We start from the raw sequence: 26,961 nt of genomic DNA, 5'->3' as shown, positions 1-26,961 counted from the left end.
CGCGGCACAAAAATATAATAACGGGCAGCCATCCTACGCACAACCGACGGAAGCGGACTATCTGACCGGGAGGGAATTGGGGAGAATGGAACAAGCACACTGGCACCAATTAAGCAATGAACAGCTTTCAACAAGTCTGGAAGTCGACCCGAAGCAGGGTCTTTCGGAGGAACAGCTTGCGGAACGAAGAGAAAGGTCAGGATGGAATGAGCTGAGCGAGGGGAAGCGAGTTTCGGCGATCTTGCTGCTGCTCAACCAGTTCAAGGATTTTATGATGCTCGTATTGATGGGAGCGACCCTGATATCCGGCCTGCTTGGCGAATATTTGGACGCGATTACCATTATTGCTATTGTTGTACTGAATGGAATTCTCGGCTTTGTACAGGAATTCAGAGCTGAGCGTTCATTGCGAGCTTTGAGACAACTGTCGGCTCCGACCGCCAAAGTGTTGCGGGGCGGAAAACGAATTCAAGTTCAAGCCAGAGAACTGGTACCGGGTGATATTGTGCTGCTGGAAAGTGGTGATCGCATTCCCGCAGATGTAAGGTGGTTGAGTACGAACGGCTGTGATGTAGAGGAGTCCGCCCTGACAGGTGAATCGGTTCCGGTGAGTAAGCATTGCCGCCCTATTCATGCCGCCGAGGTACCACTTGGGGATCAAAAAAACATCGGTTTTATGGGCACGATGATGACTAGAGGAACCGCACAAGGAATAGTTATACGTACAGGTATGAGTACCGAAATGGGTAAGATCGCAGACTTGATAGAAAATACGGAGTCGCAGGAGACACCGTTGCAGCACAGATTGGAGCAATTGGGCAAAATTTTGATTATCGTAGCGTTGGCGCTAACGGTGCTCGTTGTCGTAGCAGGCATTTTACATGGACAGCCAGCCATGAGCATGTTCTTGGCCGGAGTGAGCTTGGCTGTGGCGGCTATACCGGAAGGGTTGCCAGCTATTGTGACGATTGCGCTCGCATTGGGTGTGCAGCGTATGATTAAACGAAAGGCGATTGTGCGTAAGCTGCCTTCTGTTGAAACGCTCGGCTGTGCATCTGTCATTTGTTCCGACAAAACGGGTACCCTGACCCAAAATAAAATGACGGTTACCAAGCTATGGCTGGACGGCCGCTTCTGGGGAGTTACGGGAGAGGGCTATGACCCTCACGGGCATATTATGGATAGAGACCTTCCTGCCGATCTTAAAAACGGACAATCTCTGCGTAGACTGCTGCAAGCCAGTGTGCTTTGCAACAATGCGGAAATTGTTCAAGCCGATACAGAGGAGCTACGTTCGAAAAAGAAAACCAAAGAGCCGACGCCGTCCTCCGTTTGGGAGCTAAAGGGTGATCCGACGGAAGGAGCGCTGGTCACGTTAGCTGCCAAGGGCGGAGTCACGCGACAAGGGCTATATGAGCTATACACAAGGGAGCGAGAATTTCCTTTTGACTCGGATCGGAAGCGAATGTCGGTACTCGTACGCCACCAGGGAGGACACATTGTCTTTGCCAAAGGTGCACCGGATGTATTGCTGGGCCAGTGCTCCTACATTTTATGGGAAGGAAATGTCGTTCCGTTAACGGGTACGCTGCGCCAAAAGGTACTGGCAGCTAACGAAGGAATGGCCTCGGAGGCGCTACGTGTACTTGGTGTCGCTTACCGTGATATCCGCTCGCATGAGCGTGTCTCCACGGTTGAGGAGGCTGAAGCACAACTGATCTTTATCGGGCTGACAGGCATGATTGATCCGCCACGTCGCGAGGTTCGCGAAGCCATTGGCAAGTGTCGTCGTGCTGGCATTCGCACTGTGATGATTACCGGAGATCACGGTACAACTGCAGAGGCCATTGCACAGCAGCTGGGCATTTTTCAGCGCGGATCCCACGTGTTAACAGGACAGGAATTGTCTGCGATGGATGATGCGTCGCTGGACAAAGCCGTTGATACCGTCTCTGTATATGCACGGGTTTCGCCGGAGCACAAGCTACGGATCGTCAAGTCACTGCAAAGGCGCGGACATGTCGTAGCCATGACTGGAGATGGCGTCAATGACGCTCCAGCGATAAAGGCGTCGGACATCGGCATTGCAATGGGCATTACAGGGACGGACGTGACCAAAGAAGCGGCTGCGCTTGTTCTGAGTGATGATAATTTCTCTACGATTGTAGCCGCAATTGAGGAAGGACGGAATATTTACGAGAATATCCGTAAATTTATCCGTTATCTACTCGCCTCCAATGTGGGTGAAATTTTGACGATGTTTTTTGCCATGATGGCCGGGCTGCCATTACCTTTGTTACCGATCCAGATTTTATGGGTGAATCTGGTGACAGATGGCCTACCAGCGATGGCTCTGGGGGTGGACCAACCAGAAAAGGATCTCATGGAGCACAAACCTCGTGGCGCAAAGGAAAATATTTTTGCTCGTCGACTGGGCTGGAAAATCATTAGTCGTGGCTTGTTGATTGGTTTATGTACGCTAGCGGCCTTCTGGCTGACATTACGTATTGCACCGGATGACGCAGGACAACTGATCAAAGCACAGTCCGTTGCCTTTGCTACGCTAGTTCTGGCGCAGTTAATTCATGTGTTTGATTGCCGCAGTTCCCGTTCTATTTTCCATCGTAATCCGTTTCAAAATAGTTATCTTGTGCTTGCCGTGCTGTCTTCAATAGTACTAATGCTAGTGGTTATGTACGTGCCTATGCTGCAACCTATTTTCAAAACGGTACCGCTCGGTTTGCGTGAGTGGGCGCTATCCATTGTCGCAGCTGGGATTCCGACGTTTCTGATGGGAGCGGGAAGTGTGTGGGGCGGTCGACGCAACCGTCGTCGCGGCGGAAATACACACTTTTCAGCGGGACGTACGAAGTTTTCATCCTAGAAATCGGGTTATGCATATCGCATCGCTTTCCCACTATTGCCCTGTATGATATCATGGGATCAAAGCTTCATGAGGAACATGACATCAGCAGCAACGGCGGAGGTAAGCTATGGAATTCACAAAAATGAACGGTCTAGGTAATGATTTTATCGTTTGGTTTGGGCATCAGGAGTTGCCGTCTGACGCCTCGGAATTAGCTGTTCGGCTATGTGATCGACATTTTGGTGTTGGCGCCGATGGGTTGGTATATATATTGCCATCAGAAAAAGCGGATTTCTGCATGCGCATTATTAACTCGGACGGCTCAGAGGCCGAACAATGCGGTAATGCTATCCGTTGTGCTGCCAAATACGTATATGACCGTAAGCATATCAACCGTGAACAGATCACGATTGAGACGCTGGGTGCAGGTGTACAGCAGGTCGAACTAACTGTAGAGAATGGACTTGTTCGTATGGTGAAGGTAGATATGGGAGAGCCAATTCTTGAGGGTTTGAAGATTCCGACTACTCTGGATCTGACTAGCGTAATTAATGAGCCCATTGAAGCTGGAGGAAGTGGTTTTCGCTTTACGGCTGTATCTATGGGGAATCCGCACTGTGTCATTTATGTGGAGGATGCGCCAAGCTTTGATCTGGAAGCCTGGGGGCCAAAGCTGGAATGCCATCCGTTATTCCCTAAAAAAACAAATGTTGAGTTCGCCACGGTACGTAGCCGTAAGCATATAGATATGAGAGTATGGGAGAGAGGAGCCGGGCCGACGCTAGCTTGTGGAACCGGAGCCTGTGCTACGCTTGTTGCTTCTGTACTAAACGGATATAGCGACCGCCACGCCATTGTAAGCCTGAAGGGCGGCGATCTGGATATCGAATGGAGTGAGGAAGATAATCACATATATATGACGGGTCCGGCTGAGATCGTGTACGAAGGTCGTCTGTTCTGAATCAATCATGTGACTATAAAGATAACGTGCAACTACTAATGAATCGTATAGAAGTGAGTGAAAAGAAGACCTTAGTAGGTCTTCTCAGGCTGTCGAGAAAGTCTCGACAGCCTATTTTATGTTAATTTTGTTTAAGACGACACCGCATTAATGTTATATAATATAGGTAACTATTGTAGAACGGATGGTGTTGATATGCTACGCTCCAACCGCGAAAAACAACAATCCTACGAATTTGTTTCCATCGAAGATCTGGTTCCTCAAGATCACTTGCTCCGCAAAGTAGATAAGTATATCGATTTTTCGTTTATCGATGATAAAGTTCGACCACTGTATTGTGCAGACAACGGGCGTCCTGCCATTGATCCTACCGTATTGTTTAAAATGATCTTTCTCGGTTATTTCTATGGCATTCGCTCAGAACGGCAACTCGAGCGAGAAATTCAGACGAACCTAGCTTATCGTTGGTTTCTGGGGTTGGGCTTAACGGATAAAGTTCCGGACCATACGACGATTAGCTGGAATCGTCGCACTCGCTTTAAAGACACCACGATCTTTCAAGATATCTTCGATGAAATTGTGCTGCAGGCGATCTCTCACCGAATGGTGGGTGGGCGTGTTCTCGTCACCGATTCCACACACGTCAAAGCCAATGCTAACAGGCACCAGTACATCAAAGAACAAGTGTTGCAGAATACTAAAGACTATATGGACGAGCTGAACGAAGCGGTGAAGGATGACCGGAGAAACCACGGAAAAAAGCCTTAAAATCCCGAGAGGAAGTGAACGAAGAAAAAGAAATTAAAGTGAGCAAAACAGACCCGGACAGCGGCTATATGATCCGTGATGGCAAGCCCGAAGGCTTCTTCTATCTGGACCACCGCACGGTGGATATGAAGTACAATCTGATTACGGACGTGCATGTGACACCAGGGAATGTACATGATTCTGTCCCCTATTTGTCCCGTTTGGATCGCCAAAGAGAACGTTTTGGTTTTCAAGTAGAAGCTGTTGCACTAGATTCAGGTTATTTAACAACGCCGATTTGCCGAGGTTTGCAGAACCGAAAGATTTTTGCCGTGATTGCTCACCGAAGATTCCATCCCAGACAAGGACTGTTTCCGAAATGGAAGTTTGAATACGATGCCAAACGCAATGCGTATAGATGCCCAGCCCAACAGGAACTGCCCTACCGAACGACGGACCGTAAGGGATACCGGCAGTATGCCTCTGACCCAGCTCAGTGCCAGCATTGCCCACTGCTAAGTCAGTGTACCCAGTCTCGAAACCACCGCAAAGTGGTGACTCGGCATGTCTGGGAAGACAGCAAAGAGTGGGTACGGAGCAACCGGCTGAGCCCATCTGGTAAAAAGCTGTACCGCAAACGAAAAGAGACGATTGAGCGAAGCTTCGCGGATGCCAAAGAGCTCCATGGGTTTCGCTATTGCCGTTTGCGCGGTCTTCCAAACGTCAGGGAACAAGCCCTTATGACGGCAGCCGTGCAGAACATGAAGAAGATGGCGATCCACCTAGATCGCCTGGAGAAACAGGGGTAACCCCCCCTGCTTCTCCAGAGACCAGAGCATTATGATGTAAAAAAGAAACCCACGTCTCAAAATGACGGGGTTTCTCGACAATCTGAGAAGACCTTAGTAGGTCTTCTTTTTTTGGACTTAGATGCCCCTGTATACAAGGAATATGATGAACAAAGCAACATTCTGTCTTTTTTTGGCGCCTGAACGATGTATAATATAGAAAATGAAAAACAATAAGGAGGCCGTTCATAGTGCGGAAATTTCGTTGGATTTCAGCAGTTGCAGTCCTCATATTTGTAGCCACCGCGCTTCCGGTTCAGGCGGCGACCATTCCTGCCGCCGCGGAAACGACGGACAAGCAGGTTGGGTCGCTAACTCCGACTGTGGTAAGCCGTTTAGAAAAAGCGGTGCAAGAACTCATCGGCTCGAAGACAGCATTTCAATTTGACGATGTGACGGATATGGGGAAAACTTGGATTGTAGAGGGCGGACTGGAAGATGGAACTGCTACGTTGCAGACAGAATATAATAAAGAAAAAAATAGAGTAGATTCTACAACCATACGATATAAAATAAGCAGCTTGGGAAAAGCGATGAACGCGCCACTCAAGACGAAAGTGCTAAACAGCGCCAAAGCGTTTGACAGCAAGCGTCCTTTGCAATTTGAAGCATTTTGGCGGGTCAAATCCCCTTATCAGTCCAACAAGCCATCAAATTACTGGGTATTTTGGGGCGCAGGTGAACAGGCTTCCTCGTTGTATGTGGATGTGGATCGAGGTAACGCTATTACCATCAACGCGGACTATGCGCTGAAGCGGGTGGACCCTCTGATACTGAACCGTGCAATGAACACATTTAAGCGTGTGAGTGGACAGCCAATTAAGGTGCAGCACGCTTCACGGTACAAGGACGAAACGAAGGGGCTTTCATATTGGTCGTTTGAGGATGCAAACGAGGCCAGTGAGGTCAAAATTAGCGCGGTAACCGGTAAAGTGCTGGCTGTATCCACCTATGGGGTGGACTGGAATGATGACGCAGATTTCAAAAAAACATTTGCAAGCCCGAAATATACTGCCTCAGAAGCTTTGAAGCTAGTCAAGCCCAAGGCTCAGATGTTATTTAATATCAATTTGACCGGCTATAAAGTGAAAGTTCAAGGGAATCAATATACGTTCTACAAGCAGCAAAAGGGAACGGATTCTATTGTGGCTAAAGTAAATAAAAAAGGGACTTTTTACGCTTACTCTCTCCATTCTTCCGTTGGGAAAATGTAGTAGGAAATAGAAAAGATGAATCAAGCCGCTCCACTCCTGATATCATATTGTCGGGGAGTGGGGCGGCTTTTTTTGTTTTTGGCTTATGTTTGAAGTCTCTTTATGTTACATTAGTATGAAAATAAAGAGCGGGGTGGAGCAGAGGACATGAAACCGGATTTGCGTACTGTGCTGAATCGTGAAATTATTGTCGGAGACGGCGCAATGGGGACTTTTTTATATCAGCTAGGATTTCCAGTAAATACGTCTTTCGAAGAACTGAACATCACTTCGCCTGATGTTATATCAGACGTGCATGGTCAATATTTAAGTGCAGGAGCTCGATTGCTGGAGACTAATACATTTTCTGCAAATGATTATAAGTTAGCCCGGTTTGGACTGGAATCTAAGGTAGAAGAGATCAATCGTGCTGGTGTGAGAATTGCCAGAGATGCGGCCGGACCTGAACATTATGTGGTAGGTGCAGTGGGTTCCATATGTGGGGGAAAGCGGCTTAACATATCAAAGCTGGAGCTGGCAAGAAACTATGAACAGCAAATTGATGCCCTTCTCTCCGAAGGAGTCGACGGTATTTTGTGCGAAACGTTTTATTCGCTGGATGAAATACGCATAGCGCTTCACAGTGTACGTAAATATAGTGATATTCCGGTGATTTGTCAGTTTGCGGTCGATCAGGTTGGTCGTACTCAGGATGGTTTTTTAGTCGCGGAAGCTTTTTCGGTGCTGCGTAATGAGGGGGCAGACATCCTTGGATTTAACTGTCACTCGGGTCCGCAGGGAATTATGAGTGTAATGGAGCAGCTGGACGGCCCTTTGTCTGTACCGTTGTCCGTATATCCGAATGCGGGACTAGCAGATTATGTGGACGGTCACTATGTATACGGTGCATCACCTGAATATTTTGGAGAATGTGCCAAATCCTTTGTAGACCTGGGAACGAGGCTGCTCGGTGGTTGCTGCGGAACTACACCGGATCATATTGCTGCTATATCCAAAGCCTTGAACCGTTTGCAACCGCCTCCTCTTGCTTCAAAAGAAGCTTTGTCGAAAGAGTCCTTTCAAGTGGCGGAGCAGATTGCAGATGAAGGGGAACGAGGAAATGGCAGACATACCAGTGAGCCCAACATCGTGGATCTTGTAAAGGAACGACATACGGTCATTGTAGAACTGGATCCTCCGCGCGATCTGGACATTACGAGGTTTATGCAAGGTGCTCATGCGTTGAAGAAAGCCGGGGCCGACGCGCTTACACTGGCTGACAACTCGCTTGCAGTCACTCGCATGAGCAACATGGCGCTTGGACATTTGGTCAGTATTGAAACAGGCTTGCGTCCATTAATTCATATAGCATGTCGTGATCGCAATCTGATTGGTACTCAATCCCACATGATGGGTTTTGACGCGCTCGGTATTGACCATGTACTGGCGGTTACTGGAGATCCGGCGCGGTTCGGTGATTTGCCAGGCGCCAGTTCGGTGTATGATATGACCTCTTTTGAAATCATACGTATGATCAAGCAATTAAATGATGGTGTCGCATTTTCCGGTAAGCCACTGAAGCAGAAAGCTAATTTTGTGGTAGGTGCCGCATTTAATCCTAACGTCAAGCATTTGGGTAAAGCCGTACAGCGGTTGGAGAAGAAAATTGCCTCCGGAGCCGACTATGTTATGACTCAGCCCGTATACGACCACGAGTTGATTGCAGCCATCGCGGAAGCGACACGACATTTGGAAGTACCGATTTTTATCGGTATTATGCCGCTGGCTAGTGGGCGCAATGCAGAATACTTGCACAATGAAGTACCAGGCATTCAGTTATCCGATGAGGTGCGTGCACGTATGTCTGGTCTTGAGGGTCCGGAAGGACGAGCAATGGGTGTGTCTATTGCCAAGGAGTTACTCGATACGGCAATGGAACATTTTAATGGTATCTATTTTATGACTCCATTTATGTTCTATGAAATGACAGCTGAACTGACTTCTTACGTATGGCAAAAATCAGGCCGCGCACAGGCCCCCTTGTTTCGACTATAATAATCAATTACAATAGTATAATGGATGTGATGCCGATGTCATTGAGTATGACCGGATACGGTCAAGCCATCCTTCATTATGAGGGCTATAAAGTGCGCTTGGAATTGAAATCGGTGAATCACCGCTATTGCGAAGTGATGATGAGAATTCCGCGCGAATGGACTCGTTACGAAGATGGCTTGAGAAGAACGGTTCAACAGCAGATTAAACGCGGTCGTATCGATGTCTTTATCCACAGGGAACGTGATGAAGAACAGATGCCCGCCGCGCGGTTAAATGACACTGTGGTGCAGGCTTACCTGCATGCAGCGGAGCAGCTGGCGGATCGTTATGGAGTGAAAGGAACGTTAGGGATAAGCGATATTCTTGCTTTGCCTGACGTTCTGGGTGAGCCTGGAGAGGCTTTCCATGGAGACGAAGAGGACTGGGAAGAGCAACTACAGCGAGCTTTGAATGAAGCTTTGCAAGGTTTACTGGAGATGAGAAGGCGAGAAGGCGGGCATTTGGCGCAAGATGTGAAATCCCGTATTTTACGTCTGGAATCCCTGCATCATGAAATGACGGTGCTGGCTCCTCATGTTGTGAGCGACTACCGTAACAGGCTGAAACACAGGCTTAAAGAGCTTCAGGACGGTTCATTTACGCTTGATGAACATAAGTTCGGAATGGAGATTGCGTTATTCGCGGATCGCAGCAATATTGATGAGGAACTTACCCGGCTTCAAAGTCACTTTGGGCAGTGCAAGGGGTTGCTGCTATCGGACGAGCCGGCCGGTCGCAAATTAGATTTTTTAATCCAGGAAATGAATAGAGAAGTCAACACGATCGGCTCCAAGGCTAATCATCTCAACTTGGTTAATTTGGTCGTTGAGATGAAAGCAGAGCTCGAGAAAATTCGTGAGCAGGCTGCAAATATTGAGTAGCTACCTGGTAGCGGCACGGCTGCAAGAGTCACATGTATAGGGGGAAAGACCTGAATATGGCAATCAAATTGATCAATATTGGTTTCGGCAATATCGTGTCGGCCAACCGAATTATCTCCATCGTCAGTCCGGAGTCTGCTCCGATCAAGCGGATTATACAGGAAGCCAGGGACCGTCATATGCTAATTGATGCTACCTATGGCCGCCGGACGCGGGCTGTTATTATTACAGACAGTGATCATGTAATCCTGTCTGCGGTGCAGCCGGAGACGGTCGCTCATCGCCTATCCACTAAAGATGATGACAATGACGAATAAAAATGGAGTGTACTATGGCTAAGGGATTATTATTTGTAATATCCGGACCTTCGGGTGTCGGTAAAGGGACGGTAGGCAACGCATTGCGTGACAAGCTACCAGAGATAACGTACTCCGTTTCTGCTACAACTCGAACACCTCGTTCGGGTGAACAGGATGGAGTGACCTATTTTTTTAAAACGCGTGAAGAATTTTTGGGTATGATTGAACGAGATGAAATGCTGGAGTATGCTGAGTATGTAGGGAACTATTATGGTACTCCACGTGATTTTGTAGATCAGACGCTTGCGCAGGGAAAAGATATTTTTCTGGAGATTGAAGTTCAGGGAGCGCTAAAGGTTAAAGAAAAATTTCCAGAAGGCATATTCATTTTTCTGCTTCCGCCTTCGCTAGATGAATTAAAGGATAGAATCAGGGGACGGGGCACAGAAACTCAAGCGACCATAGACCACCGTATGTCGGTAGCTGTGGATGAAATGAATCTGTTGCGTCACTATGATTATGCGGTTGTCAATGATGAGATTGATTTCGCTTGTAAACGAATAGAATCCATTATTATCGCCGAACATTGTAAGGTTCATCCTTAAACGAGGGCTTTACATATGCCAAGCGTACCTAAAGAGAAATAATACTGTATAAGCTGAGCTTGAAGGTGTACACTGGAGTTCAGCTTATACAGTCCCAAAACTACATGAAGAGGTGTCTATTCGTGCTGTATCCTTCCATTGATGAAATGATGAAAAAGGCAGATAGTAAGTATTCGTTGGTTGTAGCGGCTTCACGTCGTGCCAGACAGTTGCGCGAGGGTGAAAAGACGACTCTCAAGAATCCTAAATCCCACAAACAGGTTGGAGTGGCGTTGGAAGAGATTTACGCGGATCATCTGCGTCTTGAAAGCGGCGAAGACGAGTAAGAATTATACACAACTATTATAACCGGGCGCAATGCCAATTCCTTTGACAACCGCAAGGTTGTTATTTTTTTAGGTCAGGGGGAGTTAACGATGTTGAAGGGGAAAGTTATTATTCTTGGTATAACCGGTGGAATTGCTGCTTACAAAGGGGCTGCGTTATGTAGTAGGTTGACACAAAAGGGCGCCGATGTTCATGTGATTATGACAGCCTCTGCTAAGGAGTTTATTACCGAGCTTACACTGCAGTCGCTCTCTCGTAATCCGGTGTACAGTGATACGTTTGATGAAAGAGAGCCGTCCGTCGTATCCCATATTCATCTGGCAGATGCGGCTGATTTGGTGCTTGTTGCACCTGCAACTGCGAATATTATTGGAAAAATGGCGCATGGCCTTGCTGATGATATGTTGTCTACAACGTTGTTGGCTACAACAGCGCCTATTATGGTGGCACCTGCGATGAATGTACATATGTACACTCATCCGGCAGTCATGCAAAATATGGAGACGCTTGTATCACGTGGTGTGAAGATGATTGAGCCTGGTGAAGGATTACTGGCTTGCGGTTACGTTGGCAAAGGACGTTTGGAAGAGCCGGACACAATTGTGCAAACGATAGAGCACTTTTTTGATCAGCAAGCCCAGGAACAAAAAAACAACATTAAGTCTGAATCCCGATGGTTTGGTGGCGAATCTGTGGAGGCTCAAGTGCCTGAGTCACCTGTGAATGAGAATGAATCGGTGTTTTCAGGTAAAAAAGTCATTGTAACGGCTGGAGGCACGATCGAGCGAATTGATCCAGTGCGTTATATCACAAATGATTCATCTGGAAAAATGGGCTTCGCCATTGCAAAAGTGGCTCAAAAGATGGGGGCAGAGGTGCACTTGATTGCTGCCAATACCAGTGCGGAACCGCCTGCTGGTATTATGCTTGAAAGAGTCCAGTCGGCTGAAGACATGTACGCAGCTGTATTAAAACAATGGGAAACGAGCGATATGGTCGTTATGGCTGCTGCAGTTGCAGATTATCGACCACGTGAGATAGCACAGACCAAGATCAAGAAAAAAGATAGTGTATTTACGCTAGAGTTAGTGAAGAACGTCGATATTCTAGAATCACTCGGACGGAGTAAGAAACATCAATTTTTAATTGGCTTTGCAGCTGAAACTGAACATTTGGAGACGTATGCGAAAGATAAATTAGAACGTAAAAATTGTGATTTGATCGCGGCAAACGATGTAACTGTGAATGGTGCTGGTTTTGGTGTCGATACGAATGCTGTTCAAATTTATGACCGAAGCGGGATCGTTGAGCGTATTCCTGTACAGTCAAAGGAAGAAGTTGCGCGTAAGTTGCTTACTATAGCCGCGGGACGCATGGGTGGGGTGCTGCATTAATGGAGACGGGCAATTTAGTTGCCAAGGTCATTGTCGATGTACCTGCCAAGGATACGGACCGCACCTTCGATTATCTGATACCGGATTCAATGAGACCTTGGATTGAGCCGGGTAGTCGGGTAGCTGTGCCATTTGGCAAACGGACGGTGCAGGCTTTCGTCATCTCGGTAGTCCCAGCTGAGGAACCACCGAAATACAGGATGAGAGCGATTCAGGAGTTGCTGGATTTGGTGCCACCTTTATCTGCCGACCTAGTCGAACTGGGCAAGTGGATGAGTGAACGTTATGCTTGTAATCAAATTATGGCATTGCAAGTGATGATTCCTACCGCGCTCAAAGGCAAAGCAGAACGTTATATCTCAATTGCGGAACAGCATGAGTTAACGCATCCACAGCGTAGTATACAACCGAATCAGGGCGATGAGCTCGAATGGGCACTTCTGACCGACGATGGTATGAGTGATCCGACAGAGCGTCGGATTGTCAGCTTCATTCAGGAGAAGGAGCAAGTCCCGTTGCAGCAACTCAGTCGACGTTTCCCTGAGGAAGCGGAGGTTATTAAATCACTGTTACGCCGGGGTGTGCTTCAGGAAAGTCAAGTTATTAAAGACAAGCTTGGCAAAAAGACCATGAAATCCGTTGATCTGGCTATCGGCATAGACGAGGCATCAACGGTACTGGAGCAATTTTCTGCCAAAGCACAGCGTCAGCGGGAGGTACTTGCTTTTTTGCTGGAACGTAGCGAGTTTTTGCCTCTGTCGCTCAAGGAAGTCATGACCTCATTGAGTGTGTCTGCTGCAACGGTTAAGGCGCTGGAAGATAAGGGCTATGTGTTGCTGGAGGATGTCGAAGTGTTCCGCGACCCGTACCGGGGCAGACACTTCAAGCCTACAGAGCCACTCCCTCTCACAGCAGAGCAGCAGTCGGTGTATGAACGGATTATTCGCCAGCTGGACACGCGTGAGCAAGGAGCTTATTTGTTGCATGGAGTCACGGGGAGCGGTAAGACGGAAATTTATCTACAGACGATTCAACGTTGTATCGAGCAGAATCGGCAGGCCATTGTGCTGGTACCTGAAATATCGTTAACCCCACAAATGGTTGAGCGTTTTAAAGGTCGGTTTGGCGATCAGGTAGCAGTGATGCACAGTAGGTTGTCTGGAGGAGAACGGTACGATGAGTGGCGCAAAATACGCGAAGGCCGTGTGAAAGTGGCGATTGGTGCTCGCTCGGCAGTATTTGCGCCTTTTCGTGAGTTAGGTCTTATTATTATGGATGAGGAGCACGAAACGTCCTATAAGCAGGAAGAGACACCTAAATACCATGCGCGTGATGTCGCCATTCGCAGAGCCCATCAGCATGGGGCTGTCGTTATTCTCGGCTCGGCTACACCGTCGCTGGAAAGCTACTATGCGGCTCGCTCACAAAGCAACGACGAGTTTGCGCCGTTGCTACTTGAAATGCCAACTCGCGCATTGGGGAACACGCTACCCGAAGTACATATCATGGATATGCGTGAGGAACTGCGTGCTGGCAACCGCTCTATGTTTAGCCGTGCGTTGCATAATGGGATTGCAGAGCGGTTAGAGCGTAAGGAGCAGACGGTGCTCCTGTTGAATCGGCGTGGACACTCCACATTCGTCATGTGCCGTAGCTGTGGCTATGTGGCGGGCTGTCCGCATTGTGATATTTCGCTTACGTATCATCAGCGGTCGAACAATTTACGTTGTCATTACTGTGGTTATTCCGAGCCTGTGCCTCAGACTTGCCCTGAATGCGGTAGTGAGCATATTCGCTATTTCGGTACAGGTACCCAGCGAGTGGAAGAAGAGCTGGCGAAGCTATTCCCCGGTATACGTGTTGTTCGAATGGATGTTGATACAACGACAGAAAAAAATGCCCACGAAAAGCTCCTCAAGCAATTTCGTGATAAAAAAGCGGACGTGCTGCTCGGTACTCAAATGGTTGCCAAAGGCCTGGACTTTCCCGATGTGACACTGGTTGGTGTCATTACTGCGGATTCAGCTCTCAATTTACCGGATTTTCGGGCTGCGGAAAAGACATTTCAGCTGTTAACACAAGTAGCTGGACGTGCTGGGAGACATCAATTGCCAGGGGAAGTATTCGTACAATCCTATACTCCAGAGCATTATTCGGTGATTCACGCAAGTCGCCATGATTATGCTTCTTTTGTGAGGGAAGAATTGAAACACCGCCGCAATTTGCACTATCCACCATATTGCCGTCTTATTTTGGTAACCTTTTCTCATGAACAACTCCCGGTGCTGGTCCGGCTGGCAGAGAATTATTCAGCAACACTACAGGGACGGGCCAGACAACGAGGCTGGTTCGGGAATATGGATCGTCTTACATCGGATGTACTCGACATTTTGGGGCCAGTAGCTTCTCCCATTTCGAGAATCAAGAATAGATACCGATTTCAATGTATGATAAAATGGCGTGGAAATATCGACGCGATTAGTTTGGCTCAGCAAGTAGCTGATGAAATGGCCGAATCCGCACAGGCGCAAAAGTTGCTGATTAGTCTGGATGTTGATCCACAAATGCTTATGTAGAGCGTTGCCACAAAAGTTATTAGCACAATTAATGCGGACAAGTCGTCCGTACATAGGATAATGTAGCAGTCGCGTTTGTGATGAATACAGTTAAGCCTAAACGAAGGAAAAAGGATAAAGAGGAAGGTGTTCTGTTGTCATGTCAATTAGAATTATAGTGTTGGAGCCGGATGATGTATTGCACAAAGTAGCAAAGGAAGTTACTAAAATTACACCTAACGTGCAAAAGCTGCTCGACGATATGGCAGATACGATGTATGAAGCGGAGGGTGTAGGTCTTGCTGCTCCGCAAGTAGGTATTTTGAAGCGTCTCATCGTTGTAGATGCTGGAGATGAACATGGTTTGATTAAAATGATCAACCCAGAAATCGTGGCCGAAGAAGGGGAGGAATTGGGTCCAGAAGGCTGCCTGAGTATACCAGGGTTGAACGGGGATGTGCGTCGTGCCGAGAAAGTTACAGTCAAGGGACTGGACCGCGAGGGTAAGGCCATTACCGTTACAGCGACAGGATTGCTTTCTCGTGCTTTTCAGCATGAAATCGACCATTTAAATGGAATTTTGTTCACGGATATTGCAGAAAAAGTATATGAGGTTGCGCTGGAACAGCCAGGACCGAACCGTCAGATAGGAGAGTGAGGTTCGATGAGTCAAGACATTCGTATTATCTTTATGGGTACGCCTGAGTTTGCAGTGCCATCGTTGAACATGTTATTGGATAATGGTTATAACGTGGTCGGTGTGATTACACAGCCCGATAAGCCACAGGGACGGAAAAAAATATTGACGCCTACACCAGTTAAGGAAGCGGCAGAAAAACGCGGATTACCTGTACTGCAACCGACCCGCCTGCGCCAGCCAGAAGCGGTGGCTCAGGTGGCGGAGCTGCGTCCTGATCTGATCGTAACCGCAGCCTATGGGCAAATTTTGCCAAAATCCGTACTAGACCTGCCTCGTTTCGGCTGCCTGAATGTGCATGGTTCGTTACTTCCCCGTTATCGGGGAGGTGCACCGATCCAGCGTGCGATTATTAACGGTGAGACCGTGACGGGTGTGACGCTGATGTATATGGCGGAAGGACTGGATACTGGCGATATGATATCGCGAGTTGAGGTTGCTATAGGACCGGAGGATACCTCCGGTACGATTTTTGAGAAGCTAAGCGTAGCTGGAGCAAAGCTTTTGCAGGGCGAGCTGCCTAAATTGCTGGCTGGGCAATCAGACCGTACGCCGCAAAACGAGGACGAGGCGACCTATGCTCCGAATCTGAACCGCGACGATGAGCGTATTTCGTGGAGTGACAATGCACAGCAGATATACAACCGGATCCGCGGCCTTGTTCCTTTTTCGGGCGCGTTTACGCTTTGGGAGGAAAATGTTTTTAAAATATGGGCTGCTGAGCAGCCTTTCATAGATAATGAAGTGAGTGGCTCAAATGCTCCAGCACCCGGAACGGTTCTTCAATTGACCGCTCGTGGCATTGAGGTGCAGACAGGCGAAGGAACTCTTTGGCTGACTCAGGTTCAACCGGCTGGCAAAAAGGTTATGGATGCCGGAACCTTTGCGCGCGGCGGACAGATGAAGCCAGGCACGGTGCTCGGATGAGCGGGAGTCACTCCCGTCGGGGAGGCCAAGGCAAGGGAGTGGGTGCCAGATCCGGCAATACTCGCAAACAGACGGCGCGGGAAGTTGCACTTGATGTGTTGACCGGTGTGGAGCAAGAGGGTGCGTATAGCAATCTTGAATTGAATCGTCGACTTCAGCAGGCAGGTTTATCTGCAAGTGACGCTGGTTTGGCGACTGAACTTGTATACGGTACAGTCGCACGCCGAAATACACTAGATTATTTTTTGAATAAATTTGTTCAAAAAGGAACGGCCAAGCTTCAGGCTTGGGTACGTTCGTTGCTGCGGATGAGTGTGTATCAGGTGGTGTATCTGGATCGAGTTCCAGATCATGCAGTCGTTAGTGAAGCGGTGACCATTGCCAAGCGTCGTGGACATCAGGGGATTTCCGGTATGGTCAACGGCGTGCTCCGCAGCATGCTGCGTGAGCCGGACAAGCTGCGTATTCCTGACGATTTGTCACCAGAGGAACGGATTTCATTAGAACATTCTCATCCACAGTGGCTGGTTAAGCGTTGGATTAAGCAATACGGTGCAGATACTGCTGAGGCTATTTGTCAGGCTAATAATATGCCCCCTGCGGTCAGCGTACGGGTGAATACGACAATGACCAGCCGTGATCAGCTGCTGGACGAGATGCGCTCAAAAGGACTTGATGCCGTTCCTTCGGCAGTTAGTCCCTATGGGATTGTTGTTCGTAGCGGTGGCAATATGGCGCTTACCTCGTGGTATACGGACGGCTCGCTGTCCGTACAGGATGAAAGCTCTATGCTCGTTGCCGAAGCAGTTGCTCCTGAGCCCGGTATGCTGGTACTGGATTGCTGTGCCGCTCCAGGCGGCAAAACAGCTCATATGGCTGAGCTGATGAAGGATCGCGGTCGGATCGTTGCAAATGATCTGCATGCCCATAAGCATCAATTAATCCGTGAACAGGCTAAACGACTTGGCCTGGATGCCGTGGAAACAGTCACTGGTGATGCGCTAGAACTGAAGGAACGATATGCCCCAGCTTCTTTTGACCGTATTTTGCTGGATGCACCATGCTCTGGCTTTGGAGTAATTCGTCGTAAACCGGACCTGCGTTGGAGCAAAACTGCGCAGGATGTTCGCGACATTACACAGCTTCAGCATGAGCTGCTGGATAGTGTGGCGGGACTGTTGAAGCCAGGTGGCATTCTGGTATACAGTACATGCACGATTGAGCCGGACGAAAATGAAGGACAATTGACTCGGTTTTTAAGCGAACATTCGGAGTATGAATTGGCAGAGGGTCATTCCTTCCCGGACGTGAGCCGCGAAATGGATAGTATACAGGGAGGCTCGGTACAGCTGTTACCGCAGCATTTCCACAGCGACGGATTTTATATCGCGCGCCTACGTCGGGTGAAATAGCGCGGAAGAGAATTCCATGCAGCTGCCCACCAGCATTTCCACATTCCGCCGGAACATTTCCGGCGGTTTTTTGCATGAAGACGAAAAATTTTTACCCCCTCAGGGATTTGTGCTAAAATAGGAAGAATGAAAAATACGATCTGCGATCAAACAGAACTTAATGAAGAAGGAACGGGTGCAAACATTGATGAAACCTTTTATATATGATTTAACTTTGGAGGAGCTTCAGGACTGGGCCAAGAACAATGGCGAGCCTGCTTTTCGTGGAGGACAAATTTTTGACTGGCTGTATGTGAAGCGGGTCAATGATTTCAGCGAGATGACGAATTTGCCCAAGGCGCTGAGAGAGAAGCTTGAGGAGCAATTTAGTTTTGTGACGCTTAGTGAAATTACAAAGTTGGAATCAAAGGACGGTACAGTAAAATTCCTGTTCGGTTTGCATGATGATCATGCCATTGAAACGGTCATTATGAGACACAATTACGGAAACAGTATTTGTGTAACGACACAAGTGGGTTGCCGAATTGGTTGTACTTTCTGCGCTTCGACGCTTGGAGGCCTCAAACGGAACCTGACAGCTGGTGAAATTACTGCACAGGTAGTACAGGCTCAGAAAATTTTGGATAAAACGAATGAACGAGTGAGCAGCATCGTGATTATGGGCTCGGGCGAGCCTTTTGAAAACTATGAAGCGACCATGACGTTTTTGCGTACAATGGTTCATGAAAAAGGTCTGAACATTGGTCAACGTCATATCACAGTGTCGACCAGCGGTATTGTACCGAATATTTATAAATTTGCCGACGAGGATACCCAGATTAATCTGGCAATATCCATTCATGCGCCTAATGATGCACTTCGGTCGAAGCTAATGCCTGTAAATCGGCGTTATCCCTTTAAGGATGTTATGGATTCTCTACGTTACTATCTTGCTAAGACGGGGCGGAGAATTTCGTTTGAATATGCCCTGATTGGTGGGGTAAACGATCAGGCAGAACATGCTGAAGAGCTAGCGGATGTGTTAAAGGACATGCTGTGTCACGTTAATTTGATTCCAGTCAACCATGTGCCTGAGCGCAAGTATGTGCGCACATCGCGTAGCGATATTTTTAATTTTCAACGTATTCTTGCCGAAAAAGGCGTCAATGTGACGATCCGGCGTGAACAGGGTCACGATATTGCCGCTGCCTGCGGTCAGTTGCGTGCAAAGCATATGGAGTTGGGGTGAAACCATTTGATCAAAACAGTTCATGTCAGCCATGTCGGACGTGTACGTTCGGTGAATGAGGATTCTGCCTGGATCAGGCACTTAGAGCAAGGCTATATTCTTGGGATTGTTGCCGATGGTATGGGGGGGCATTTGGCCGGTGATACGGCCAGCCGCCTTGCGGTAGAGACACTTGCCGCTGATTTGGCGACGCTGGAGAGCGGATTATCCGCACATTCTTTGACGGCGGCGCTCAGCGACGCTATTTTGCATGCCAATGAAGTCATCTTCCAGACGGCTGCACGCGATGAGAAGTATCATAATATGGGAACGACAGTTGTTGCGGTTTTACTATACGACGCATCCGGAATTATCGGACATATCGGTGACAGTCGCGCCTATGTCATATCCAAAGGAGCGGTACGTCAGCTTACAGAAGACCATACTTTGGTTAACGAGCTGTTCAAAAACGGTCAGATCAGTAAGGAAGAACGGGAGAACCATCCTCGTCGCAATGTACTGACACGGGCGCTGGGCACTGATTCCGAGGTGAAAGTGGATATTGACTCCATTACGCTGGAAAAAGGCGATGTACTGTTACTGTGTAGCGACGGATTAAGCAATCTGGTAACGGAAGAACAAATCAGTAAAGTAGTAGGTGCCGCAGAGAATCCTTTGGAGGAGCGTGCGGATCGTCTGCTACATCTGGCGTTGCTTGCCGGAGGAGACGATAACATTACTGTAGCTTTGTTTGAATTGCCCGATGACACGGTTTCATTGAATGAAAAGGGGTGTGACGCATGATCGGGCACCTGCTAGGGGGAAGATACGAAATTATTGAGCGTATCGGTGGCGGCGGTATGGCTCTGGTGTACAAGGCTCAAGACATTTTGCTGAATCGCAATGTCGCAGTTAAAGTGTTGCGCCAGCAATTTGTTCATGACGAGGAATTTATTCGCCGGTTTCGGCGTGAGGCGCAGTCTGCGGCTTCGCTTTCGCATTCGAATGTGGTCAGTATTTATGATGTCGGCCAAGAGGATGAAATCCATTATATTGTAATGGAGTGCATCGAAGGTAAAAATTTGAATGAGATTATTAAAGAACGTGCGCCATTGCAAGTGGATGAAGCAGTACGGATTGCTTCCCAGATTTGTGATGCGCTGGAGCATGCTCACCAAAATCAGATCATTCACCGAGACATCAAGCCTCATAATATATTAATTGGACGTAATGGACGGGTTAAGGTAACCGATTTTGGGATTGCTAGAGCTGTTACGTCAACGACCATTACCCAGACGGGTTCTGTTGTAGGTTCTGTTCATTATTTTTCACCTGAGCATGCAAAGGGTGTCGTCACCGGCGAAAAATCGGACTTATATTCTTTAGGTATTGTCTTATATCAAATGCTGACGGCGCAGCTCCCTTTCCTCGGAGAAAGTCCAATTAGTGTAGCGCTCAAGCATTTGCAAGAGGAGTTTGAGGAACCGCGTAAAATTAATCCGTTGATTCCGCAAAGTGTGGAAAATGTCATTCTAAAATCCATGCGCAAAAATCCAGAAGAGCGTTATCAATCGGCAGATGAAATGCTAAAAGATTTGGAAACCTGTTTGCTGCCGGGACGGCGTAATGAATCCAAGCTGGAGTTTACACATTTGGATGATGAGGATCAAACACGGGTTATTCCGGCTATTAAGCCTCAACAATTAGGGATGTCTTCTAGCGGGGAAGATGTACCTGCCCAACCGCGTGAGTCTGAACAGCTTCCGAGCAAGCAATCGTCCAAGAAAAATAGAAAAAAAGCGATCTTGTGGGTAACACTAGTGTTGGTGTTACTTCTGTGCATGGGCGGAGTGGTGTACTATGTGCAAAGTGTACTTGTCGTGCCTGAGGTAAAAGTACCAGGTGTATTGACACAAACAGAAGACCAAGCGAAGGTTAATCTCAGTAAAGCGGGTTTACTCATTGAGGAGCCAATCCAGCATGAATACAAAGAGGGGATCGCGCCTGGAATTGTATTTTATCAAAGCTATCCTGCAGATTCTTTAGTCAAGGAAGGAACCAAGATTAGTCTGAAAGTCGGGATTGCCAAGCCGCTCACCCCAATGCCGGATGTAAAAGGCCAAAGCTACGAGAATGCTGTTAAGCTGCTGACCGCCCAGCAAATTAAGGAGACGCAGATTCAGCAAAATGAGCAGTTCAGTGATCAGGCCGTTGGGACCGTCCTTAGTCAGACTCCAGCTGCAAATGAGCCATTTGATAAGGATTCAGTCCAAGTTGTGCTCACTGTCAGCAAGGGCGCTGACACTGTAAAAATGCCAAGTCTCGTAGGGAAAACGCAGAACCAAGCGGAAAATGAGGTCAAAAAGGCAGGGCTGAAGGTTGGCTCGATTAAAGAAGAATTTAGCTATGAGCAGGAAAAAGGAAGAGTAACCAAACAATGGCCGTCCGAGGCAGGCAGTGAGTTGCCACCAAATACGGAAATTACGTTTTATGTAAGCACTGGTTACCCGCCAGAAGCGATTACGCTGCCATTTAATGTGCCTGTTGCACCGAAGGAAGAGGGTAAAAACAGCAAAATTCGTATTACTTATACGGATGCACGTGGAGAAAATCAGGAATGGGGAAGCCGTACAATTAATACGACACAGGTGTTCACTATCAACCTGCTAATGGCTCCGAACAAAGACAGTGTTGTCTCAGTATTTAGAGATGGTGACTTTATTGATACGTATCCGGTCTCTTATATTGATGCGAAAAATGGAACAGTGACGATGCCTCAAATTGCCCCACCTGCTGGAACTTCACCAACGGATACACCTGATGGTAATTCCTTGCAAAATGGAAGTGGAAACGGCGAGGAAGGTGATAACGGGGGATCTTCTAATGATAGTGGTGACGGTGGAGGCGACTCGAACAATCAGGAGGGCACAGGAGGTAATGGTGCCCCTTCCGCCTTTGTTCCTGGAACGAATTCCACGGGGGCTACGCGCAGTGAGTTGGCAGTTAGCCATAAAAACAACCAAGGTCACGCTTCCCACAAAAAGAAGGAAAAAGTGATTGAGGCTGTTCAGCATCAGTAAACGTGCAATAGGAGATGCTTAACCTGCTATACGCAATAAAACTTAAACATTATGAAGGAGGACATCTTACACATGCCTGAAGGTCTGATCGTCAAGGCGCTTAGCGGATATTATTATGTCTCCAGCCTGGATCAGGATGGGCGTCCGGTATCTGGCGAAGCTACGGTACAATGCAGAGCACGCGGCATTTTTAAGAAAAAAGAGATCACGCCTCTTGTCGGTGATCGGGTCGTTTACGAACTGACTGAGAACGGGGAAGGTATGGTCAAGGAGATTAGAAAGCGTACAACGGAGCTGATTCGTCCTCCGGTAGCTAATACCACGCTTGCTGTGCTGCTGTTTTCCTTACGTGAGCCGGATTTAAACCTGCCTTTACTGGATAAATTTTTAGTCCATATTGAGCACGCCGGGCTGGATACGATTATCTGTCTGACTAAGCGCGATTTGTATGAAGGCAGCCCTTCAGAGGATGACACCGTGCTGACCGTTCAGGAAATGTACCGGAAGATCGGTTATGAAGTGCTGGTAACCAGTGCCCGTACCGGAGAAGGAACGGTTGAGCTTAAGAAGCTATTGGCTGGTCAAATCAGCGTGTTTTCCGGGCAGTCAGGTGTAGGGAAGTCTTCCATGCTTAATGCTTTGGAGCCTGGGTTAACGCTCGAGACGAGCGCCATAAGCAATAAGCTGGGCCGAGGAAGACATACGACTCGTCATGTAGAGCTTATTCCTTTAGACAACGGAGGGTTTGTAGCAGATACGCCGGGGTTTAGCCAGTTGGATTTTCTGGAGCTGGGTGTGGATGAACTATCTCCCTGTTTTCGTGAATTCCAGCAGTATGCGGAAGGATGTAAATTTCGGGGGTGTACCCATATTCACGAGCCTGGCTGTAAAGTAAGAGAGGCCCTGGAAGAAGGACATATTTCACAGGGACGGTATGATAGCTATTTGCAGTTCTATCAGGAATTAAAAGAAAAAAAACGGAGGTACTAAGTTTATGTTAAAAATAGCACCGTCGATTTTATCCGCTGATTTTGCTCGCTTGGGCAGTGAAGTTGCGGAAGCTGCGGCAGGAGGGGCAGACTGGATTCATGTGGATGTAATGGATGGGCATTTTGTATCCAATATTACATTGGGTCCACCTATCGTTCAGGCTATTCGTCCGCATACGACTCTTCCCTTGGATGTTCATCTGATGATTGAGCATCCTGAACGTTATATTGGCGATTTCGTAAAAGCAGGAGCCGATATCATCACTGTTCATGCTGAGGCGTGTGTTCATTTGCATGGTGTCCTTCACTTGATCAAGCAGCAAGGCGCTCTGGCTGGAGTGGCTCTCAATCCGGGTACTTCACCATACGCGATCAAGGAAGTGCTGCCAAATGTAGATATGATTCTAGTGATGACGGTCAATCCTGGCTTTGGAGGACAGTCCTTCATTCCAGAGACGTTGAATAAAATCAGACAAATCCGTGCTTGGTTGAACGAATTGGGTCGTCCAGACGTACATATCGAGGTAGACGGAGGTATTGCAGAGGAGACGGCACCAGCCGTATTTGAAGCGGGGGCTAACGTGCTGGTGGCTGGTAGTGCGGTATTCGGCAGAGCAGACCGCGCAGCGGCTATTGCTACGATTCGGGACAGTGCAGCTCGTTTGTCCAAGTGAAGCTGACCGAAGCATTGTGGATGACTGTCGCGAGCATGGCGACGGGGTTGACCCTTAGCTGTTTCTCGCTTGTGAAGGCTCCTTGGAATGCCGTTCTTTCACTTTTGGCTGTTCTAGTTGTGCTGTTTTATTTTCGTAAAAATGAACGGCGTGGTTTACGAATAGGTTTTGTGGTGTGCAGCGTACTTTATTATATCCTGTTTATTTTCATACTCTCAGCATATCTCTATGTTCGCGGACTTGTCTGATGGTATAGCCTGGGATGGTTGTGCATAAATATGGTTACATGAGCGGGATTCTCATGTAGCCTTTTTTTGTGGGGTAACAACCCTTGACAGGTTGCATAAACTACAGAGAACGGATGCAGGAGGATGATGGGGAGGGTGAGGCATGAAGTTTTACACAATCAAGCTGCCAAAATTTCTGGGTGGATTCGTTAAAGCCATTTTGAATACATTCCAGAAAAACTGAATTCAACGTAATGTAAACACAGGATGTAGGATGAAAGCTAGAGGTACACAGGGCACGCTTCCCGGGCATAACAGATAGGTAGCTCGGTAGTAAAAGATAAGAACGCACGGGAAGGTGCCTGACATTTTGTTCTCCTGAACTAGGCGGGTATTACTTTTCGAATAACCAAAAAAGCACCCGTTTAAAACGAGGTGCCTTTTGTTTATAACGATATTTTTTTACGACTACACGCGAGTCACTTTACCGGCTTTCAATGCACGAGTGCTGACATAAACGCGTTTCGGTTTACCGTTAACGAGAATGCGAACTTTTTGTACGTTGACGCCCCAAGTACGGCGATTACGGTTGTTAGCGTGAGATACGTGGTTACCGCTGCCAGGCTTTTTGCCTGTTACAGAACATTTACGAGACATGATTCCACCTCCTATTCTGAAAATAACCAAATTCCATATGGAACGGGTCTCTCTTCAGGCCGACTGGGTCAGCCGGACTTTGTAAGTCACTAACCTGAACAAAACAATACTTAAATATAATATCATAGTCAAAAAAGCTCCGTCAACTGATTCAAAAACTTTATTTATTTCTCTTTCGCATTATAGTACAATATGGGATAGTTATTGTTGCGATTATTTTGTATTTAAATGGAATGTGAATTCTTATTCCAGTCATGCCGGCGGTTCAGAGGCGGGACTATAGTTATCATTCCAGCCGATGATTTATTGTGGGGCAGTTGACTGGTTTTTCATTGTATATGACCTGTAGAAGAACGACCAGACGTGAGTACAAGAGCTTATGAAAGTGTGACATTCGTATTCGTCGTCTGGCTTTAGTATAATTTAATTGAACCTGTAGGCACAGTTGAATAAGGTGTGGTGAAGGTTGATAGTAAAACAAGTGTATTAAGCTAGGAAGGGGAATTCTCTTGAGTAATCGTTCTTTGAATGGAACAGATTTTACCGCAATGGTTTTAGCCGGGGCGGAACAATTACAGCAGCATGCGGAACATGTCAATTCACTAAATGTATTCCCGGTGCCAGACGGTGATACGGGAACCAACATGAATTTGACGATGAGCGCGGGCGTAACGGAATTAAAGAGGGGGGATTCTTCCTCCATCGGTGTCATGTCCGGCATATTATCCAAAGGTTTGCTGATGGGAGCCCGCGGCAATTCAGGGGTTATCCTGTCTCAGTTGTTTCGTGGCTTCAGCCGTTACGCTGCCCCATACGAGGAATTGAATACCCTTCAGTTCGCATCGGCATTGCAGAGCGGGGTGGATGCGGCCTACAAGGCGGTGGTTAAGCCGGTGGAGGGTACAATTCTTACCGTGGCGAAGGAAGCGGCCAGGCATGCTGTGTTTTTCTCGCGCCGGACGAACGATATCACGGAACTGATGGAAGAAGTGCTTGCCAAAGCGAAGGAAACGCTTGCCATGACGCAGGACATGCTCCCTGTACTGAAGCAAGTAGGAGTTGTAGATTCGGGTGGGCAAGGTCTTGTGTATATTTATGAAGGCTTTATGCAGCATCTTGGAAGCGGCTTGGTGACGTCTCCAATTGCAAAAAGTGATAATGCGCGCCAGGTTTTTGCTCCTCACGTATCGGAGAGACCTACTGCTCCTGCAGTTGTTCCTTCCCCAGATGCGCCGATTTCTGCGCAAGCGAAGCTCGAAACGGATAATATTGAATTTTTGTATGATATGGAGTTTTTTATTAATCGACAACTGGGCGATGCGCAAGGTACCTATTTTGATGAGGAAGCCTTCCGGAAAGCGTTATCTGTAGATGGTGATTCTATTATCGTGATTTCAGACGATGACGTCATCAAGGTTCACGTGCATTCTAAGGCTCCTGGTGAAGTACTGAATTTGGCACTGCGTTACGGAGAAATTACACAGATTCGTATTTTAAATATGCGCGAGCAGCATCGTGATTTGTTGTCTGCGGGTATGGATGTTGCTCCTGAGCCTGAGTGGTTTGCTGAAATACCAACAGAGCCTGTACGTGAGGAAGAGCCGTCTGAGCCTCCCGCTCATGAACTGGCATCCTTTGGTTTTATAGCTGTGGCTTCCGGTGAAGGAATTGCTGATATTTTCAGAAGTTTAGGCGTCGATGTTGTCCTTGCTGGCGGCCAAACAATGAATCCGAGCACAGAGGACTTCGTTAATGCGGCCCGCTCGATTGCGGCTCAACATATTTTTATTCTTCCGAATAATTCCAATATTATTTTGGCGGCAGAACAAGCACGTGAACTGCTAGAGATGGAACGTTTGGTGTCGGTTATTCCGAGCAAAACAATTCCTCAGGGCATTGTGGCAGCATTTGCCTTCCAGGAGGAAGAGGCTTTTGAGGTAAATCAGGACAATATGCGTGACGCAGTCACCCGGGTGAAGTCTGGGCAAGTGACCTACGCGGTACGGGATACGACGCTTGATGATCTGCATATTACAGCAGGGCACTACATCGGTATTCAGGATTCCAAGATTGTTGCGACCGAGGAACACTTAATGGCAACGTCCCGTCTTTTGCTAGCGAAAATGCTGGTGAATGGCGATGAAATTGTTACGATTCTTACAGGTTCGGACGCGAATCAACAAGACACAGATCAGCTTGTTGCATGGATTGAAGAAAATTATGCGGATGCTGAAGTGGAAGTTCATGAAGGTGGTCAGCCGATTTATCCTTATTTGTTCTCAGTGGAAACCTGATGTGCTTTTGCGCGTCCATGGAAG

22 protein-coding genes are annotated in these 26,961 nt (G+C 47.7%); 21 read left to right on the top strand and 1 reads right to left on the bottom strand.

Annotated features, from left to right (window positions below):
• The first annotated feature begins 85 nt into the window (after positions 1 to 85).
• The 20 genes from MKY16_RS14770 to spoVM all read left to right on the top strand — a co-directional run bounded on the left by MKY16_RS14770 (position 86) and on the right by spoVM (position 24,230).
• The gene (locus MKY16_RS14770; RefSeq protein ID WP_029517633.1) at positions 86 to 2,884 is read left to right on the top strand and encodes a calcium-translocating P-type ATPase, SERCA-type; all 2,799 of its coding nucleotides are present in this window, start codon (positions 86 to 88) and stop codon (positions 2,882 to 2,884) included.
• A 109-nt stretch (positions 2,885 to 2,993) separates the two neighbouring features.
• A complete protein-coding gene (dapF, locus tag MKY16_RS14765) occupies positions 2,994 to 3,827 on the top strand; it encodes a diaminopimelate epimerase (protein ID WP_029517632.1) in 834 nt (277 codons plus the stop codon).
• Positions 3,828 to 4,022: 195 nt separating this feature from the next.
• Positions 4,023 to 5,383 (top strand): IS1182 family transposase gene (locus tag MKY16_RS14760; RefSeq protein WP_340954273.1). Its coding sequence is split into 2 segments (ribosomal slippage): positions 4,023 to 4,590 and positions 4,590 to 5,383, totalling 1,362 coding nucleotides; the frame shifts between segments, so codons are not numbered across the junction.
• A gap of 230 nt (positions 5,384 to 5,613) precedes the next feature.
• Positions 5,614 to 6,636, top strand: coding sequence for a hypothetical protein (locus MKY16_RS14755; RefSeq protein ID WP_029517196.1), 1,023 nt, complete (start codon positions 5,614 to 5,616; stop codon positions 6,634 to 6,636).
• Between the two features lie 147 nt (positions 6,637 to 6,783).
• Positions 6,784 to 8,670: a bifunctional homocysteine S-methyltransferase/methylenetetrahydrofolate reductase gene (locus tag MKY16_RS14750; protein WP_340955859.1), complete on the top strand. Its 1,887-nt coding sequence runs from the start codon at positions 6,784 to 6,786 to the stop codon at positions 8,668 to 8,670.
• 35 nt (positions 8,671 to 8,705) lie between these two features.
• Entirely contained in the window at positions 8,706 to 9,593 is an 888-nt protein-coding gene (locus MKY16_RS14745; protein WP_029517198.1) for a YicC/YloC family endoribonuclease, read from the top strand.
• Between the two features lie 56 nt (positions 9,594 to 9,649).
• Complete coding sequence (gene remA / locus MKY16_RS14740; RefSeq protein ID WP_005548256.1) at positions 9,650 to 9,910, top strand: extracellular matrix/biofilm regulator RemA; 261 nt, start codon at positions 9,650 to 9,652, stop codon at positions 9,908 to 9,910.
• Between the two features lie 14 nt (positions 9,911 to 9,924).
• Positions 9,925 to 10,497: a guanylate kinase gene (gene gmk, locus MKY16_RS14735; protein WP_013310894.1), complete on the top strand. Its 573-nt coding sequence runs from the start codon at positions 9,925 to 9,927 to the stop codon at positions 10,495 to 10,497.
• A 122-nt stretch (positions 10,498 to 10,619) separates the two neighbouring features.
• Positions 10,620 to 10,823 (top strand): DNA-directed RNA polymerase subunit omega, encoded by a 204-nt coding sequence (gene rpoZ / locus MKY16_RS14730; protein WP_013310893.1) that lies wholly within the window; start codon positions 10,620 to 10,622, stop codon positions 10,821 to 10,823.
• Between the two features lie 90 nt (positions 10,824 to 10,913).
• The gene (coaBC, locus tag MKY16_RS14725) at positions 10,914 to 12,218 is read left to right on the top strand and encodes a bifunctional phosphopantothenoylcysteine decarboxylase/phosphopantothenate--cysteine ligase CoaBC (RefSeq protein ID WP_029517199.1); all 1,305 of its coding nucleotides are present in this window, start codon (positions 10,914 to 10,916) and stop codon (positions 12,216 to 12,218) included.
• Positions 12,218 to 14,794 (top strand): primosomal protein N', encoded by a 2,577-nt coding sequence (priA, locus tag MKY16_RS14720; protein WP_029517200.1) that lies wholly within the window; start codon positions 12,218 to 12,220, stop codon positions 14,792 to 14,794. The genes coaBC and priA overlap by 1 nt, the downstream gene beginning before the upstream one ends.
• A 139-nt stretch (positions 14,795 to 14,933) precedes the next feature.
• Positions 14,934 to 15,431 carry a peptide deformylase gene (gene def / locus MKY16_RS14715; RefSeq protein ID WP_013310890.1) on the top strand — a complete coding sequence of 166 codons (498 nt, stop codon included), beginning with the start codon at positions 14,934 to 14,936 and terminating at the stop codon, positions 15,429 to 15,431.
• 6 nt (positions 15,432 to 15,437) lie between these two features.
• Positions 15,438 to 16,397 (top strand): methionyl-tRNA formyltransferase, encoded by a 960-nt coding sequence (gene fmt, locus MKY16_RS14710; RefSeq protein WP_340955857.1) that lies wholly within the window; start codon positions 15,438 to 15,440, stop codon positions 16,395 to 16,397.
• Positions 16,394 to 17,809, top strand: a complete 1,416-nt coding sequence (gene rsmB, locus MKY16_RS14705; protein WP_340955854.1) for a 16S rRNA (cytosine(967)-C(5))-methyltransferase RsmB — start codon at positions 16,394 to 16,396, stop codon at positions 17,807 to 17,809. The genes fmt and rsmB overlap by 4 nt, the downstream gene beginning before the upstream one ends.
• A 187-nt stretch (positions 17,810 to 17,996) precedes the next feature.
• Complete coding sequence (rlmN, locus tag MKY16_RS14700; RefSeq protein ID WP_029517204.1) at positions 17,997 to 19,037, top strand: 23S rRNA (adenine(2503)-C(2))-methyltransferase RlmN; 1,041 nt, start codon at positions 17,997 to 17,999, stop codon at positions 19,035 to 19,037.
• A gap of 6 nt (positions 19,038 to 19,043) precedes the next feature.
• On the top strand, positions 19,044 to 19,820 hold the full coding sequence (locus MKY16_RS14695) for a Stp1/IreP family PP2C-type Ser/Thr phosphatase (RefSeq protein WP_069012748.1): 777 nt from the start codon (positions 19,044 to 19,046) through the stop codon (positions 19,818 to 19,820).
• The gene (gene pknB / locus MKY16_RS14690) at positions 19,817 to 22,096 is read left to right on the top strand and encodes a Stk1 family PASTA domain-containing Ser/Thr kinase (RefSeq protein ID WP_340955852.1); all 2,280 of its coding nucleotides are present in this window, start codon (positions 19,817 to 19,819) and stop codon (positions 22,094 to 22,096) included. The genes MKY16_RS14695 and pknB overlap by 4 nt, the downstream gene beginning before the upstream one ends.
• Positions 22,097 to 22,168: 72 nt before the next feature.
• Positions 22,169 to 23,086 carry a ribosome small subunit-dependent GTPase A gene (rsgA, locus tag MKY16_RS14685; RefSeq protein ID WP_029517207.1) on the top strand — a complete coding sequence of 306 codons (918 nt, stop codon included), beginning with the start codon at positions 22,169 to 22,171 and terminating at the stop codon, positions 23,084 to 23,086.
• A gap of 4 nt (positions 23,087 to 23,090) precedes the next feature.
• On the top strand, positions 23,091 to 23,759 hold the full coding sequence (gene rpe, locus MKY16_RS14680) for a ribulose-phosphate 3-epimerase (protein WP_029517208.1): 669 nt from the start codon (positions 23,091 to 23,093) through the stop codon (positions 23,757 to 23,759).
• A gap of 390 nt (positions 23,760 to 24,149) precedes the next feature.
• The gene (gene spoVM / locus MKY16_RS14675; RefSeq protein WP_010345573.1) at positions 24,150 to 24,230 is read left to right on the top strand and encodes a stage V sporulation protein SpoVM; all 81 of its coding nucleotides are present in this window, start codon (positions 24,150 to 24,152) and stop codon (positions 24,228 to 24,230) included.
• Positions 24,231 to 24,454: 224 nt separating this feature from the next.
• Here the strand turns inward: spoVM and rpmB are convergent, their stop codons facing one another.
• Positions 24,455 to 24,643: a 50S ribosomal protein L28 gene (rpmB, locus tag MKY16_RS14670; protein ID WP_013310881.1), complete on the bottom strand. Its 189-nt coding sequence runs from the start codon at positions 24,641 to 24,643 to the stop codon at positions 24,455 to 24,457.
• Positions 24,644 to 25,152: 509 nt separating this feature from the next.
• Between rpmB and MKY16_RS14665 the strand changes: the two genes are divergently transcribed.
• Positions 25,153 to 26,937 carry a DAK2 domain-containing protein gene (locus MKY16_RS14665; protein ID WP_069012746.1) on the top strand — a complete coding sequence of 595 codons (1,785 nt, stop codon included), beginning with the start codon at positions 25,153 to 25,155 and terminating at the stop codon, positions 26,935 to 26,937.
• Positions 26,938 to 26,961: the final 24 nt, after the last annotated feature.

This window comes from Paenibacillus sp. FSL L8-0641 (genome assembly GCF_038006265.1).
GTDB classification, from domain to species: domain Bacteria; phylum Bacillota; class Bacilli; order Paenibacillales; family Paenibacillaceae; genus Paenibacillus; species Paenibacillus polymyxa_D.
This window is presented reverse-complemented; position numbering and strand designations above follow the sequence as displayed.